General features: G+C 67.9%; 15 protein-coding genes. 11 read left to right on the forward strand and 4 right to left on the reverse strand.

What is annotated here, in order from left to right; genetic code table 11:
• Positions 1 to 17: 17 nt before the first annotated feature.
• Positions 18 to 566, reverse strand: a complete 549-nt coding sequence (locus B0293_RS35895; RefSeq protein ID WP_005161078.1) for a flavin reductase family protein — start codon at positions 564 to 566, stop codon at positions 18 to 20.
• 59 nt (positions 567 to 625) lie between these two features.
• Between B0293_RS35895 and B0293_RS35900 the strand changes: the two genes are divergently transcribed.
• The gene (locus tag B0293_RS35900) at positions 626 to 1315 is read left to right on the forward strand and encodes an IclR family transcriptional regulator (RefSeq protein WP_005161075.1); all 690 of its coding nucleotides are present in this window, start codon (positions 626 to 628) and stop codon (positions 1313 to 1315) included.
• A 21-nt stretch (positions 1316 to 1336) separates the two neighbouring features.
• Here B0293_RS35900 and B0293_RS35905 read toward each other — a convergent pair whose 3' ends face one another.
• Positions 1337 to 2710 (reverse strand): MFS transporter, encoded by a 1374-nt coding sequence (locus tag B0293_RS35905; RefSeq protein WP_005161072.1) that lies wholly within the window; start codon positions 2708 to 2710, stop codon positions 1337 to 1339.
• Positions 2711 to 2860: 150 nt separating this feature from the next.
• On the opposite strand from B0293_RS35905, the gene B0293_RS35910 reads away from it, so the two are divergent.
• Genes B0293_RS35910 through B0293_RS35940 form a run of 7 tightly spaced genes read left to right on the forward strand, consistent with a single transcriptional unit; the run spans position 2861 to position 10179 of the window.
• Positions 2861 to 4348 (forward strand): fumarylacetoacetate hydrolase family protein, encoded by a 1488-nt coding sequence (locus tag B0293_RS35910; protein ID WP_005161070.1) that lies wholly within the window; start codon positions 2861 to 2863, stop codon positions 4346 to 4348.
• Entirely contained in the window at positions 4330 to 5001 is a 672-nt protein-coding gene (locus tag B0293_RS35915; RefSeq protein WP_005161067.1) for a GntR family transcriptional regulator, read from the forward strand. The genes B0293_RS35910 and B0293_RS35915 overlap by 19 nt, the downstream gene beginning before the upstream one ends.
• A gap of 13 nt (positions 5002 to 5014) precedes the next feature.
• Positions 5015 to 6520, forward strand: coding sequence for a 5-carboxymethyl-2-hydroxymuconate semialdehyde dehydrogenase (gene hpaE, locus B0293_RS35920; protein WP_005161066.1), 1506 nt, complete (start codon positions 5015 to 5017; stop codon positions 6518 to 6520).
• Between the two features lie 30 nt (positions 6521 to 6550).
• Positions 6551 to 7645, forward strand: coding sequence for a 3,4-dihydroxyphenylacetate 2,3-dioxygenase (gene hpaD / locus B0293_RS35925; protein WP_005161064.1), 1095 nt, complete (start codon positions 6551 to 6553; stop codon positions 7643 to 7645).
• Positions 7646 to 7654: 9 nt separating this feature from the next.
• Positions 7655 to 8440: a 2-oxo-hept-4-ene-1,7-dioate hydratase gene (gene hpaH, locus B0293_RS35930; protein ID WP_005161063.1), complete on the forward strand. Its 786-nt coding sequence runs from the start codon at positions 7655 to 7657 to the stop codon at positions 8438 to 8440.
• A complete protein-coding gene (locus tag B0293_RS35935; protein WP_039918949.1) occupies positions 8425 to 9192 on the forward strand; it encodes an HpcH/HpaI aldolase family protein in 768 nt (255 codons plus the stop codon). The genes hpaH and B0293_RS35935 overlap by 16 nt, the downstream gene beginning before the upstream one ends.
• A 9-nt stretch (positions 9193 to 9201) precedes the next feature.
• Entirely contained in the window at positions 9202 to 10179 is a 978-nt protein-coding gene (locus tag B0293_RS35940) for a hypothetical protein (RefSeq protein WP_005161055.1), read from the forward strand.
• A gap of 136 nt (positions 10180 to 10315) precedes the next feature.
• Here B0293_RS35940 and B0293_RS35945 read toward each other — a convergent pair whose 3' ends face one another.
• Entirely contained in the window at positions 10316 to 11659 is a 1344-nt protein-coding gene (locus tag B0293_RS35945) for an MFS transporter (RefSeq protein ID WP_005161053.1), read from the reverse strand.
• A 122-nt stretch (positions 11660 to 11781) separates the two neighbouring features.
• On the opposite strand from B0293_RS35945, the gene B0293_RS35950 reads away from it, so the two are divergent.
• A complete protein-coding gene (locus tag B0293_RS35950) occupies positions 11782 to 12540 on the forward strand; it encodes a serine/threonine protein kinase (protein ID WP_143254719.1) in 759 nt (252 codons plus the stop codon).
• Between the two features lie 40 nt (positions 12541 to 12580).
• Positions 12581 to 13135: a hypothetical protein gene (locus tag B0293_RS35955; RefSeq protein ID WP_005161049.1), complete on the forward strand. Its 555-nt coding sequence runs from the start codon at positions 12581 to 12583 to the stop codon at positions 13133 to 13135.
• Here B0293_RS35955 and B0293_RS35960 read toward each other — a convergent pair.
• Entirely contained in the window at positions 13113 to 13517 is a 405-nt protein-coding gene (locus B0293_RS35960; protein ID WP_005161047.1) for a hypothetical protein, read from the reverse strand. The genes B0293_RS35955 and B0293_RS35960 overlap by 23 nt on opposite strands.
• Positions 13518 to 13767: 250 nt before the next feature.
• On the opposite strand from B0293_RS35960, the gene B0293_RS35965 reads away from it, so the two are divergent.
• Positions 13768 to 14409 carry a hypothetical protein gene (locus B0293_RS35965; RefSeq protein ID WP_005161045.1) on the forward strand — a complete coding sequence of 214 codons (642 nt, stop codon included), beginning with the start codon at positions 13768 to 13770 and terminating at the stop codon, positions 14407 to 14409.
• Positions 14410 to 14423 lie beyond the last annotated feature (14 nt).

Here is a 14423-nt window from a genome sequence, read left to right on the forward strand (position 1 = left end):
CGGGATGGACGTCGTTGTCAGAAAAGGGATTCGTGGCCTTGCGCGGATTCGTGGATCGTCGAGAACCGCCCGTCGACGAAGCCGAGCGCGTCGCCCGAGCGGTAGTCGAACTCCCGCACCTCGCCGAGGAACAGGGTGTGGTCGCCACCGTCGTAGGCGGCCCATGGCGTGCAGTCGAACCAGCTGAGCACGCCGCCGAGCCGCGGCGCGTGCCCGCCTTCGACCCACGTCGGCGCGCCTGCGGGGCTCGGGCGACCGGCGAAGTTCATCGCGAGCGCCTCCTGTTCGGCGCCGAGGACGTTGACCGCGAACGGGCAGTCGGCGAGCAGGTCGTGGCTCTTCACGGTGCGCTGGATCGACACGAGCACGAGCGGCGGGTCCATCGAGACCGCGGTGAAGGAGTTCACCGTCAGGCCGTGCCGCTTGACCGTCCCGTCGGCCGTGGTCGCGTCGAAGGTCACCACGGCGACGCCGGTCGCGAACCGGCCGAGACAGCCTCGGAAGAACTGCGCGGGCGGCCGATAGAGGTTCGAACCCGGCGGAAAACTGGTTTCGCGTGACATCATCGTCGGTTCCTGTTCTATAATCGAACAGCCAGTTCAACTATCGAAATGGATCGTATACGATGGTTTCGGACTCCCGCAAGGCTTCGAGCGCGTCCCAAACGCTGAGCCGAGGCATCCGCGTACTCGAAGTCCTTGCTGACGCACAGGAAGCGCTCAGCGTCGACCAGATCGCGGAACGGCTCGGCGTCCACCGCTCGATCGCGTACCGGCTCATCCGCACGCTCGAAGACCACGGGCTCCTGACCCGGGAACCTGCCGGGAAATTCGAACTCGGCACGCGATTGGCGGCGCTCGCGGCGGGGATCAAGCACGATCTCCAGGCCGCGGCGCTGCCCGAATTGACGGCGGTCGCGAACGAACTCGGCATGACGTGTTTCGTGGCGGTGATGGACCGCGAGGAATGCGTGACCCTGGTCAGCGTGGAACCCCGGCACGCCGTCGCGTCCGTCGCGCAGCGCCCGGGGTCCAGGCATCCGTTCACCGTCGGCGCCCCAGGCCGGGCGATCCTCGCCCAGCTGCCGTCGGAGGACTGGCCGGACGGGATACGGGAAGTGGCCGACCGTGGATACGCGGACAGCCACGGTGAAGTGATCGAGAACCTCAGCGCCGTCGCGGTGCCGCTCCCCCTGCGCGGTCACAACCCCGCGGCGCTCGCGGTCGTCTACCTGTCCAGCACGCGTCCGCCCGCCGAGCTCGCGGAGCGGCTCAAGGCGGCGGCGAAGGCCGTCCGTGACGCTCTCGGCGGGTGAGCGTCACGGACGGCGGGACTACTACTTCGAGAACCGCAGCGGGCTCACGGCCTGCTCGGCTTCGTGGTCGGGTCCGAGCGGGATCCCCGACCGGTCGCGCAGCAGCAAGGTGGCGATGAGCCCGATGACGGTCATCCCCGCGAGATAGACGGCCACGGACACCGACGTGCCGGTCGCGTCGACCAGCGCGGTCGCGATCGTGGGCGCGAACGCGCCACCGAGGATCGCGCCGATCGCGTACGAGATCGAAACGCCGGAGAACCGGATCGACGCGGGGAACAGTTCCGCGTAGAACGCCGCCTGCTGCCCGTAGGTGAACCCGAGCCCGACGCTGAGGATGATCAGGCCCAGCGCCAGCAGCACGATGTTCCCGGTGTCCACCAAGGGAAAGAGCACCGCGACGCCGGCCAGCTGCGCGATCCAGCCGATGACGTAGGTGCGCCGCCTGCCGATCCGGTCGGACACCGCGCCCGCCGCCCACGTCGAGATCAGCCAGGTGGCCGCCGACGCGGTCACCGCCCACAGCACCGGGCCGCGGTCGAGCCCGATCGGGCCCTTCGGGTTGGTCGCGTAGTTCTGGATGTACCCGCCGGTGGTCATGTAGCCGACGGCGTTGTTGCCCGCGAACACCAGCGCGGCCACCAGGACGAGCACGGCGTGCTTGCGGAACAGCTGGACGATCGGGGTCCGGGTCTGCTCGCGGCGCTCGGCGATCTCCCGGAAGACCGGGCTCTCCTCGACGCGGCGCCGGACGTAGTGCCCGACCAGGATCAGCACGACGCTGAGCAGGAACGGGATCCGCCAGCCCCAGTCGAGGAACGCCTGCCCGGGGACGAGCAGGCTGGTCAGCGCCAGGACACCGGAAGCCAGCAGGAGACCGAGCGGGACACCGATCTGCGGTGAGGCGCCGAAGAGTCCCCGCCGTTTCGACGGCGCGTGCTCGACGGCCATCAGCACGGCGCCGCCCCATTCACCGCCCGCCGAAACGCCTTGCAGGACACGCAACAGGATCAGCAGCACCGGCGCGAGGACACCGATCTGGTCGAACGTCGGGAGCACGCCGATCACCGTCGTCGCGACGCCCATCAGGATCAGGGTGAGCACCAGGACGACCCGGCGGCCGTACTTGTCACCGAAGTGCCCGGCGAGGAACGCGCCGAGCGGGCGGAACAGGAAGCTCACGCCCACGGTGGCGAACGAGACGAGAGTGCTGTTCGCCCCGAGTCCGGAGAAGAACAGCTTGCCGAAGACGAGACCGGCGGCGGACGCGTAAACGAAGAAGTCGTACCACTCGACGGTGGTGCCGACGACGGTCGCGAACGCGACGCGGCGCCGATCGGAGGACGGCGGGGCGGTCCGTCCGGACGAGTGCTCATCCTGCGCTGGATTCGACACCTTGACTCCTTTGACGTAGGCCTGACGCGAGTGGCGGCCCGCAGGGATCCTCGGGCGAGGCGAAAGCCACTCGGTGACCGCCTTGCCACTGTGGCACGGAATCATATACGTTATTAGATACGAAGCAAGGGTCGAGGGATTCAGGGAAACATGGGCACTTACGAGGCAACGGCGCCGTCAGGCCGCGGGTCCGGTCCGCTGGACACCCCGCCGGGCAAGATCATCGCCGTCCATCTCAGCTACGCGTCACGGGCCGAGCAGCGCGGGCGACGTCCGGCGAACCCGTCGTACTTCTTCAAGCCGTCGAGCTCGATCGGCACGTCCGGGGGAACGGTCGAGCGCCCGGCCGGGACCGAACTGCTGGCCTTCGAGGGCGAGATCGCGCTGGTCATCGGCAAGACGGCCCGGTGGGTCAAACCGGACGAGGCGTGGGACCACGTCGCCGCCGTCACCGCCGCGAACGACTTCGGCCTTTACGACCTGCGCACCGCGGACAAGGGCTCCAACGTCCGGTCCAAGGGCGGTGACGGCTACACCCCGCTCGGCCCCGGCCTCATCGACGCGCGTGCCGTCGACCCCTCGTCGCTGCGCGTCCGCACCTGGGTGAACGGCGACCTGGTGCAGGAGGACACCACGGCCGGGCTGATCTTCCCGTTGCGGCAGTTCGTCGCCGACCTCTCCCAGCACTTCACGCTGGAACCCGGCGACGTCATCCTCACCGGCACTCCCGCCGGTTCGACGGTGGTCTCCCCCGGCGACGTCGTCGTGGTCGAAGTGGACGTTCCCGGCACCTCTGTCAGCAGCGGACGGCTCCACACCACCGTTTCCCAGGGCATCCGGTCCTTTTCGGACGTCGGCAGCCTGCCCGAGGTCGACGACAAGCAGCGCGCCGAGGCCTGGGGCACGCCCGCTGAAGAAGAACCGGTCGAAGACGACGCGCCCGCGCTCAGTGAAGAACTTCGCGCAAAGCTCCTTCGCGCGCCTGTCGCGGGCCTGTCCGCCCAGCTGCGCAAGCGCGGGCTGAACAACGTCGCGATCGACGGCGTGCGTCCCAACCTGCCCGGCTCGAAGATCGTCGGCACCGCGAGGACCCTGCGTTTCGTCCCGAACCGGGAGGACCTCTTCAAGTCCCACGGCGGCGGCTACAACGCGCAGAAACGCCTTTTCGACTCGGTCGGCACCGGCGAGGTCATCGTCATCGAGGCCCGGGGTGAAAAGGGGTCCGGCACGCTCGGGGACATCCTGGCGTTGCGGGCACGGTACCTCGGCGCCGCCGGGGTGGTCACCGACGGCGGGGTCCGCGACTTCGACGCCGTCGCGGAGACCGGGCTCCCGGTGTTCTCCCAGGGCCCGCATCCGGCGGTCCTCGGCCGCAAGCACGTGCCGTGGGACATCGACGTCGCGGTCGCCTGTGGCGGGGCCACCGTGCTGCCCGGCGACATCATCGTCGGCGACGACGACGGCGTGGTCGTCATCCCGCCGGCGCTGGCCGAAGAGATCGCCGACGCGACGCTCGTCCAGGAGGACGAGGACACCTGGATCGCCCGGCAAGTCGGCCAGGGCCGCCCGATCGAGGGGCTCTTCCCGCTCAATCCGTTGTGGCGGGAAAGGTATGAGGCATGGCAGAAGAAGCAGTGAAGACGACCAGCAAGTCCGAACTCGCCTACGAGTGGCTGCGTGAGCGGATCGCCCGGCACGAGTACGGACCCGGCTACCGGCTCGTCCTCGCCGAGATCGCCGGCGCGCTCGACATGAGCGTCGTCCCGGTGCGCGAGGCGATCCGGCGGCTGGAGGCCGAACGGCTGGTGACGTTCGAGCGCAACGTCGGCGCCCGGGTGGCGATGGTGGACCAGAACGAGTACGTCCACGCGATGCAGACCCTCGGCGTGGTCGAAGGCGTCGCCACCGCGCTGTCGGCGCCGGGATTGTCCGAAGAGGACATCGCGAAGGCGCGCCGGGTGAACGAGCGGATGATCGCACTGCTGGACCACTTCGACGCGCACGAGTTCACCGCGCTGAACCAGCAGTTCCACTCGCTGCTCTTCGAATGCTGCCCCAACCCGCAGATCCTCGACCTCGTGCACCAGGGCTGGACACGGCTGTCCGGGCTGCGTGACTCGACCTTCGCGTTCGTCCCCGACCGGGCGCACCGGTCGGTCGAGGAGCACGAACAGATCCTTCGGCTGATCTCCGAGAAAGCCGACCCGCTCGACATCGAATTCGCCGCCCGCAATCACCGCTGGGCCACCATGCAGGCCTTTTTGGACGCTCGAGAGCGCGCGAAGCGCTGACTGAGGAGGAATCTTGACCACCACGACTCCCCGGCCGATCCCCGACGGTGTCCCGGAGCGGATCCGGCACTACATCGGCGGCGAACTCGCCGACTCGGCCGACGGCGCCGTCTTCGACGTGCTCGACCCGGTGACCAACGAGGTCTACGTCCAGGCCGCCGCGGGGAAGAAAGCCGACATCGACCGGGCCGTCGCCGCCGCGCGGAAGGCGTTCACCGAAGGACCGTGGCCGAAGCTGCTGCCGCGCGAACGGTCGCGCGTGCTGAACCGCATCGCCGACCTGGTCGAGTCGCGGGACAAGCGGCTGGCCGCGCTGGAGAGTTTCGACTCGGGCCTGCCGATCGCGCAGGCGCTGGGTCAGGCCCGCCGTGCGGCGGAGAACTTCCGGTTCTTCGCCGATCTGATCGTCGCGCAGGCCGACGACACCTACAAGGTGCCCGGCCGCCAGGTCAACTACGTCAACCGCAAGCCGATCGGTGTCGCCGGGCTGATCACGCCGTGGAACACGCCGTTCATGCTGGAGTCGTGGAAGCTCGCCCCCGCGCTGGCGACCGGCAACACCGTCGTGCTCAAGCCCGCCGAGTTCACCCCGCTTTCCGCGTCGCTGTGGGCCGAGATCTTCGAGGAGGCCGGGCTGCCGCCGGGCGTGTTCAACCTCGTCAACGGCTTCGGCGAGGACGCGGGCGACGCGCTGGTCAAGCACCCTGACGTCCCGCTGATCTCGTTCACCGGCGAGAGCGGCACCGGCAGCCTGATCTTCGGCAACGCGGCCCCGTTCCTCAAAGGATTGTCGATGGAGCTGGGCGGCAAGTCGCCCGCCATCGTCTTCGCCGACGCCGACCTGGAGACCGCGATCGACGCGACGATCTTCGGCGTGTTCTCGCTCAACGGCGAACGCTGCACCGCGGGCAGCCGGATCCTGGTCGAGCGCGCGATCTACGACGAGTTCGTCGAGCGCTACGCCGCGCAGGCCAAGCGCGTCGTGGTCGGTGACCCGAGCGACCCCAAGACCGAGGTCGGCGCGCTGGTGCACCCCGAGCACTACGAAAAGGTCATGAAGTACATCGAGATCGGGAAGACCGAGGGCAGGCTGGTCGCCGGCGGCGGTCGCCCGGACGGCTTCCCGACCGGGAACTACGTCGCGCCGACGGTGTTCGCCGACGTCAAACCGGACGCCCGGATCTTCCAGGAGGAGATCTTCGGCCCGGTCGTCGCGATCACGCCGTTCGACAGCGAAGACGAAGCACTGGCGCTGGCGAACAACACGAAGTACGGGCTCGCGGCCTACGTCTGGACCAACGATCTCAAGCGGGCGCACAACTTCGCGCAGTCCGTCGAGGCCGGGATGGTGTGGCTCAACTCGAACAACGTCCGTGATCTGCGCACGCCCTTCGGCGGGGTGAAGGCGTCCGGACTGGGGCACGAGGGCGGCTACCGCTCGATCGACTTCTACACCGACCAGCAGGCGGTGCACATCAATCTCGGCGAGGTGCACAACCCCGCCTTCGGCAAGGGCTGACCCTTCCCTCTGTCCACAAAGGATTATGTCATGACCACGATCCCCACCCCGAAATCGCCACCGCCGGACGTCCTGCGCTGCGCGTACATGGAACTCGTCGTCACCGATCTGGCGCGGTCGCGCGCGTTCTACGCCGACGTCCTCGGCCTGACGGTGACCGAAGAGGACGACCACACGGTCAGTCTCCGCACGATCGACGAGTTCATCCACCACAACCTCGTGCTGCGCCAGGGCCCGATCGCGGCGGTCGCGGCGTTCTCCTACCGGGTGCGCTCGCCGGAGGACCTGGACAAGGCCGTCGCGTTCTACACGGAGCTGGGCTGCCGGGTCGAACGCCGCGAGGAGGGCTACACCAAGGGCATCGGCGATTCGGTGCGCGTGCAGGACCCGCTCGGTTTCCCGATCGAGTTCTTCCACGACGTCCAGCACGTCGAGCGCCTCGGCTGGCGCTACGACCTGCACCTGCCGGGTGCGCTGGTGCGGCTCGACCACTTCAACCAGGTCACGCCGGACGTCCCGCTCGCGGTGAAGCACATGGAAGACCTCAACTTCCGTGTCACCGAAGACATCCAGGACGAGCAGGGCACCACTTACGCGGCCTGGATGCGGCGCAAGCCCACCGTGCACGACACGGCGATGACCGGCGGCGACGGGCCGCGGATGCATCATGTCGCCTTCGCCACGCACGAGAAGCACAACATCCTGTCCATTTGCGACAAGCTCGGCTCGCTGCGGATGTCGGACCACATCGAACGCGGTCCCGGCAGGCACGGCGTCTCGAACGCGTTCTACCTCTACCTGCGCGACCCCGACGGGCACCGCGTCGAGATCTACACGCAGGACTACTACACCGGCGACCCGGACAACCCGGTCGTCACCTGGGACGTGCACGACAATCAGCGTCGCGACTGGTGGGGCACGCCGGTCGTTCCGTCCTGGTACACCGACGCTTCGCTCGTGCTCGACCTGGACGGCAAGCCGCAGCCGGTGGTCGCGCGGACCGACGACAGCGAGCTGGAGGTCACCATCGGCGCCGACGGCTTCTCCTACACCCGCAAGGGTGACGACGAAGGCGAACTGCCGGCCTGGAAACAGGGCGAGTACAAACTCGGCAACCAGCTCTGAGGCGGGGACATGCTCGAACAGGAAACGATCACCGCGATCGCCGACGAACTGGCGGCCGCCGAGAAAGCCCGGGAGACGATCCCGCTGCTGACGGCGCGGTACCCGGACATGACCGTCGAGGACTCCTACGCCGTGCAGAACGAATGGCGGCGGCGGGGTATCGAGGCGGGACGACGTCCGGTCGGCCGCAAGATCGGGCTCACCTCGAAGGTCATGCAGGCCGCCACCGGGATCACCGAACCCGACTACGGCGCCATCTTCGCGGACATGGTGTTCGAGAACGGTTCCGTGATCGAGCACGGCCGGTTCTCGAACGTGCGCATCGAGGTCGAGCTGGCCTTCGTGCTCCGTGATTCCCTCGCCGGACCGGACGTCACGGTGTTCGACGTGCTGCGGGCGACGGAGTACGTCGTGCCCGCGCTGGAGATCCTGTCGTCTCGTATCGAGATGGCGGGGCGGACCATCGTGGACACGATCAGCGACAACGCGGCGATGGGCGGCATGGTCTACGGCGGCAACCCGGTCGCCGTGGACGCCGTCGACCTGCGGTGGGTCTCGGCGCTGTTGTACCGCAACGAGACCATCGAGGAGTCCGGCGTCGCGGCGGCGGTGCTGAACCATCCCGCGAACGGCGTCGCCTGGTTGGCGAACAAACTCGCCCAGCACGGCGACAAACTCGACCCGGGCGACATCGTGCTGGCCGGATCGTTCACCCGGCCGATGTGGGTCCACCCCGGCGACACCGTGACCGCCGACTACCGGGACCTGGGGGCGATCACGTGCCGCTTCGTCTAGACCCACCGTTCCGGGATCAGCTGTCCTCACGGCCGCAGATCGGTATGTGGGTGACGTCGGGCAGCCCGGTCGTCGCGGAGATCTGCGCGGGTTCCGGTCTCGACTGGCTGCTCATCGACACCGAGCACACCCCCACCGGGCTGGAGACGGTGCAGTCGTTGCTGCAGACGATCGCCGCGTATCCGATCACGCCGATGGTGCGTGCCCCGTCCGGTGACCCGGTCGCGCTGAAGCAGCTGCTCGACCTGGGTGCGCAGAACCTGCTGGTGCCCATGGTCGACAGCGCGGAGGAAGCGGAGGCCGTCGTCCGGGCCGTCCGCTATCCGCCGCGAGGCGTGCGCGGCGTCGGCAGCGCTCTCTCGCGGTCCGCACGCTGGAACCGGGTCGAGGGTTATCTGCCGAACGCCGACGAGTTCACGTCGTTGTTCGTCCAGATCGAGTCGACCGCGGGCGTCGCGGCCGCCGCCGAGATCGCCGCGGTCGACGGTGTCGACGGCGTGTTCGTCGGACCGTCCGACCTGGCCGCGTCGATGGGGCTGCTCGGGCAGCAGACACATCCCGACGTCACGGCGGCCGTCCTCGGCACCTTCGAGGCCGTTCGAGCGCAGGGGAAACCGGTCGGCGTCAACGCGTTCGACCCCACGCAGGCCCAGCGCTATCTCGACGCCGGCGCCTCGTTCGTCCTGGTCGGCGCCGACGTCACCCTGCTCGCCCAAGGTTCGGAGGCACTCGCGCGGCGGCATCTGTCTTAGAGTCTCGGCATGATCCCGTGGCTGCTGGACTCCGATCCGGCCCTGCGCTGGCAGGTGGAACGCGACCTCGCGCACGAACCGCCCGAGGTCTGGGAGGCGACGCGGGCACGGATCGCGACCGAGGGCTTCGGCGCACGTCTGCTCGCCCACCAGGACCCCGACGGCCAGTGGGCGGGCGGCGCTTTCTTCCCCGCCGGATTCTCCGACTCGGTTTCCGGAGACGAGGACGGGCAGCCGTGGACGGCGACGACGTGGTCGCTGAACACGCTGCGGGAGTGGGGAATGGACGCCGGCGTCCTGCGCGGGACCGCCGAACTCCTGGAGAAGAACTGCCGGTGGGAGTACGACGACCTGCCGTACTGGGACGGCGAAGTCGACTGCTGCATCAACGCGTGGACCCTCGCGAACGGCCTGTGGCTCGGTGCCGACGTCACTTCGCTCGCCTCGTGGTTCCCTGAGCATCAGCAACCCGACGGCGGCTGGAACTGCGAATGGGTCTCGGGCTCCCGGCGCTCGTCCGTGCACTCGACGCTGAACTCGCTCAAGGGCCTGCTCTTGTTCGAGGCGGCGACCGGTGGCACCTCGGCCTCACGGGCCGCCCGGCGCAAAGGTGAGGAGTATCTGCTGGAACGCGGCCTGTTCCGGCGGTTGTCGACCGGTGCGGTCATCGCGCCTTGGATCGCCGTCTTCGCTTACCCCTTCCGCTGGTTCTACGACGTGCTGAACGCGGCCGACTACTTCCGTGAGGCCTCCCTGCACGACGGCACCGCTCCGGACCCGCGGATGGCCGAAGCCGTCGAGCTCATCCGCGCCGCCCGGCAGCCGGACGGGACCTGGTTGCAGGCGCATCGGCATGCCGGGCGGGTGTGGTTCGAGGTCGACGTCGGGGCCGGTGAGCCGTCGAAGTGGCTGACTCTGTACGGCACGCGGGTCTTGAACTGGTGGGATTCCGGGTCGCGTTCAGGCGGGGCGTCACCGGAACTGTGATGCATGACTGTGTGGACTTTGAGGCGTTGGATGACCCGAAATCCACACAGTCGTGCCTGATCGGTCCGGTCACGCCGGTGAAGCATCGGTACAGGTGGTCGTGAGTGATAAGTGTCGTTAGAACGACCCAAAACACTCACGACACCCGCGCACGCGCACGCGCAGGAAGCCGAAACGCGGCGACAACACCGACCACCGCGACAAGAAGAATGAACCCGAACACCACACCGAAGGCCAAGACAGGCCTCGCCTCGAGCGCCGCCAGGATCGCGCCGGTCACCGCGACACCCGCCACCGCGCCCACCTGCCGGACCGTGTTGAACAGGCCCGAGGCGCCGCCCGCCGCGTCCGGGGCCACCGACGCCATCGCGATGGTGGACAGCGGTGACCACGCCAAAGCGTTGGCGGCGCCCAGAAACACCGCTCCCACCGCGATCCACCAAGGGTTCAGCTTCAGCACGACCACAAGTCCCATGAGCAGTAAGCTCACCGCGAGCAGGCTCATGCCGAGTATCGCCGGTCGGCGCCCGCCCACCCGGTCGACCCAGCGACCGGCCGGCGGCGACAGCAGGATCGCGACGACGGCGTCCGGCGCCAGGGCCACAGCGGCTTCGAAAGGGCCGAAACCGCGTTCCTCTTGGAGATACAGCATGGTGGGGAGCGCCATCGCGAGGACCGTCGCGCCGAGGGACGCCATCGCGATGCTCGCGTTCAGGTATCCGGACGCTCGATAGAGGCGAAGAGGCGCGAGCGCGTCCGCTCCTTGGCCGAGTTCTCGGAAACAGAAGCCGACGAGCAGCGCGACGGCGATGACAGCTGACGGCACGGAAAGCGTGCTCCACGACAGCAGAGCCCAAACGAGCAGAGTCAGACCCGCCGTGCTCAGCGTGGCGCCGAGCAGGTCGAACCGTGCGACACCGCCCGGACTCCCCGGGATGAGGCGGATTCCCATGACGATGGCGATGCCGCAGACGGGAACGTTGACCAGGAAGATCCAGCGCCAGTCGAAGCTCGCCGTCAGCAGCCCGCCCAGGATCGGTCCGAGCAAGGTCGCCGCGGCGGCGACGGAACCCCAGATCCCGAACGCGCGACCCCGCTCGTCCTCGGCGAACAGCCGCCGGATCAGCGTGAGCGGTTGCGGGGACATCGCGGCCGCCGCCAGGCCTTGCAGGATCCTGAAGACGATCAGCCATTCGATCGACGACGCGAGCCCGCACAGCGCGGAGGACACCGCGAAGCCCGCCATCCCGAGCAGGTAGACGCGCTTCGGATCGAAGAGATCGCCGAGCCGCCCGGCGACCAGCAGCGGGACCGAGAACGCGAGCAGATAGCCCGCCGTCACCCAGAACAGCGCGGCGACGCCCCCACCGAGATCGGCTTGGATCCTCGGACTCGCCACGGCGACGATCGTCGTGTCGAGCAGGAGCACGAAGAATCCGGCGAGCAGCGCGACAAGGCCACCCCATTTGGAAGAAGTCACCACAGCTCCTCCCAGTGCTCGCACAACGATCACGATAGGGCCACGGGTGCCCTCCGTCGTAACAAGGGCCGCTCACCTCGCGAGTTGTAAGCCGACGGCTTCGGCACGCGAAGGAGACGCTCTTGAACCGGGCGGGTTCTGTGTGGTTCTGGTCCTTGCTCGGCGCCTTCATCGCCGCCGCCCTCGGCACCGCGATCAATTTCGCGACCGACCTCAAGACCAATTTCCTCGCTTGGGGTCTCGTCGTCGCGTTCACCGTCGCGACCGGGCTGATCAGCGGAATCTCGCAGGTCCTCAGCCGCCGCGGCGGTGACGGCGCGCAGTCCGCCGGTACGACGAACGTCTACAACGTCCACCACTCACAGGTCAACGTCTGGCTGGTGTTCCTGATCCTGGGCGTCTCGGGTTCGTTGCTGGCGGCCATTTTCGTGGGCGTTCACTTCGCCGGTTCCCTTCAGACCGCCGGCACGCCATTCCCCGCCGTGACCGAACCACGTCCGGCACCTCCGCCATCGTCGACGACCACCACGCTCCCCGTCCCCACCACGACGTCCACCGTGCCCCGGGCCGCCACGAACGAGGACATCGCCATGTTCGTCACCGGCTATTACCGGCTGATGCCGGACACCAAGGCGGGCTGGCCGCTCATCGGGCCGAATCTCCAGCGCCGCGGGCTGAGCGATTACGAAGCCCATTGGGGCCGGATCAGCGCGGTGGACGTCCACAGCGCGACGGCCACCTCCGCGAAGACCGTCCGGGTCCGCATCACGCTGCACTACCGCGACGGCCGCCCCTCCCCCACGGAAGCCCACGAGCTGACAGTCGTTTCCCAAGACGGTCGCCTCTGCATCGACGCCGACACCCTGCTCAGCCCGAAATAGCGATCGCGATCGGGACGAACGCCGCCTAAAGTCCCCGTTCATGACCGCTCTTCCGCGCGGCGGCCGCCCCGCCGAGGCCTTGTCAGCCGTCGAAGCGACCATCGACGCCCGCTGGCACCTGTTCCTCGCGGAATACGGCGTCTCCGCCGGCGCCAAGGAAGAAACCGACCTCGCCGAAATGGTCGTCGCGGACACCTCCGCGTTCGCATGGCGAGTGGTCGACGCCGCCTTGGACAGGCTGTCCTGCGACCGCTGCGGCAACCGGCTCGGCGCGGGCCCCGCCGGCTGCGAAAGATGCGATCAGGCCAACGGTTTCCGGTTCGCGGCCATCGAGACCGACCGGCACGCGACACCGCCGGGTACCGAGCACGGGCTCCGCGTCGCCACCGCCGTCGCCCGCACCCGGCACCGCTACGGAGCGCGGGCCAGGTGCGGCTTCGAACTCGGGCTTCCCGGCCTCCTCGAAGGTGAACTGCCCAGTACGGCCCAAGCGCAGGCGTACCGGGCAGCGATCAACAAGCTCACCGAAGAGGAATGCGAACGCGTGACCTCCTTCGAAGAGGTCGCCGAGGTCAGTAGTCGTCGCGTCCGGTGAACTGCTGTTCCAGCAGCTCCGCCGATCCCGCGACCAGTTCGAGCGGATCGGTGAACTCGTTGATGTCGAGGTTCACCAGCGGCAGGGAATGACGCAGCACCAGGTGGTCGCCCATCACCACCAGTCCCCCGACGACGATCGTGTTGCCGATCTCGGTCAGCACGGTCGCCAGGTCGACCTCGTCGACCCGCGCGAACGGCGTCGCGATCTGCACCCAGTCCTCGCGGCGGTCGAAGATCTCCCGAGCGATGACCACTGTCTGGGCCCGCTCTTCGTAATCGTCGTCGCCGTAGGACAACCGGATGCGAACTTCGTCCGGTTCGTCCTTTACCACCCGATATTCGTGCCGTACGAACGCGACCAGATCGGCCCATTCCGCCATGAATTCAGTCTCCCTCGCAGTCGAAGATCAAGACTAGCGACTACCCGGGTGGAGAAGCCGGGCACGGCCCGACATCACCCGGACAGCGGCGGTCCGTACGTGTACCGATACCGAAAATTTAGCCCCGTTGAGTGAACGGCCCTGACATGACCGAATCACCGGACCTTATCAGCGCCGCCCGAGCGCCGCGCTCGTCTCTCTTCGATCTTGTTGTAGTCTCCTCCGGCATCTTTTCGACAGGGGAGAAAATGTGACGAAAAACGACCACGTCGAGTCCGAAACCGACAGAAACAAGAACGTCAAATCCTCGGATCCGACAGTGACCGCGGCGCTCGTCACTCGGCGCGGGGCGATTTTGGTGGCCGTGATCACCGCGGTGATAGGTCTGGTGAGCGCGGTGGTCGTGGCACTCATCAACACCAGTGCGCAGCCGGCGAAGGGCGCCGACAACCGAAGTCTCCCCTCGACGTCCGCGCCATCTTCGCAAGCCACCACCGGCGTGCCACAACAGCAGAGCACGCCTGGCGACACGGTCCCCGAGCAGGTGAAACTCGATGCCGGCACGGGGGTCGACCTCGACGCTCCCGGCGCCGGCCCGGTCTCCGCGTCGGGCCCCAACGGCGACGTCGACCTCTACTACGACGGCGGCAACTTGACGTCCAACCGAAAAGGCCTGTTCTACTATTACGGGACCGAACAAGAAGCCAAGGCGCAGTGCCCGAAGATCGTCTCCGAGGGAAAGGGAACGGTTCCCGGACCGCAGGTGATATTCGCCGGTGGCCAACAGTGCCTGAGGACGTCCAAGGGGACGGCCGGCTGGATCAGCGTGAACGACGTCAAGATCGACGACAATTCCGGCTACATGGTGCTCAACTACAAATTGTTCCGCTGACAGGTGTCGCGAAA

It is taken from the genome of Amycolatopsis azurea DSM 43854 (assembly GCF_001995215.1).
Lineage (GTDB): Bacteria > Actinomycetota > Actinomycetes > Mycobacteriales > Pseudonocardiaceae > Amycolatopsis > Amycolatopsis azurea.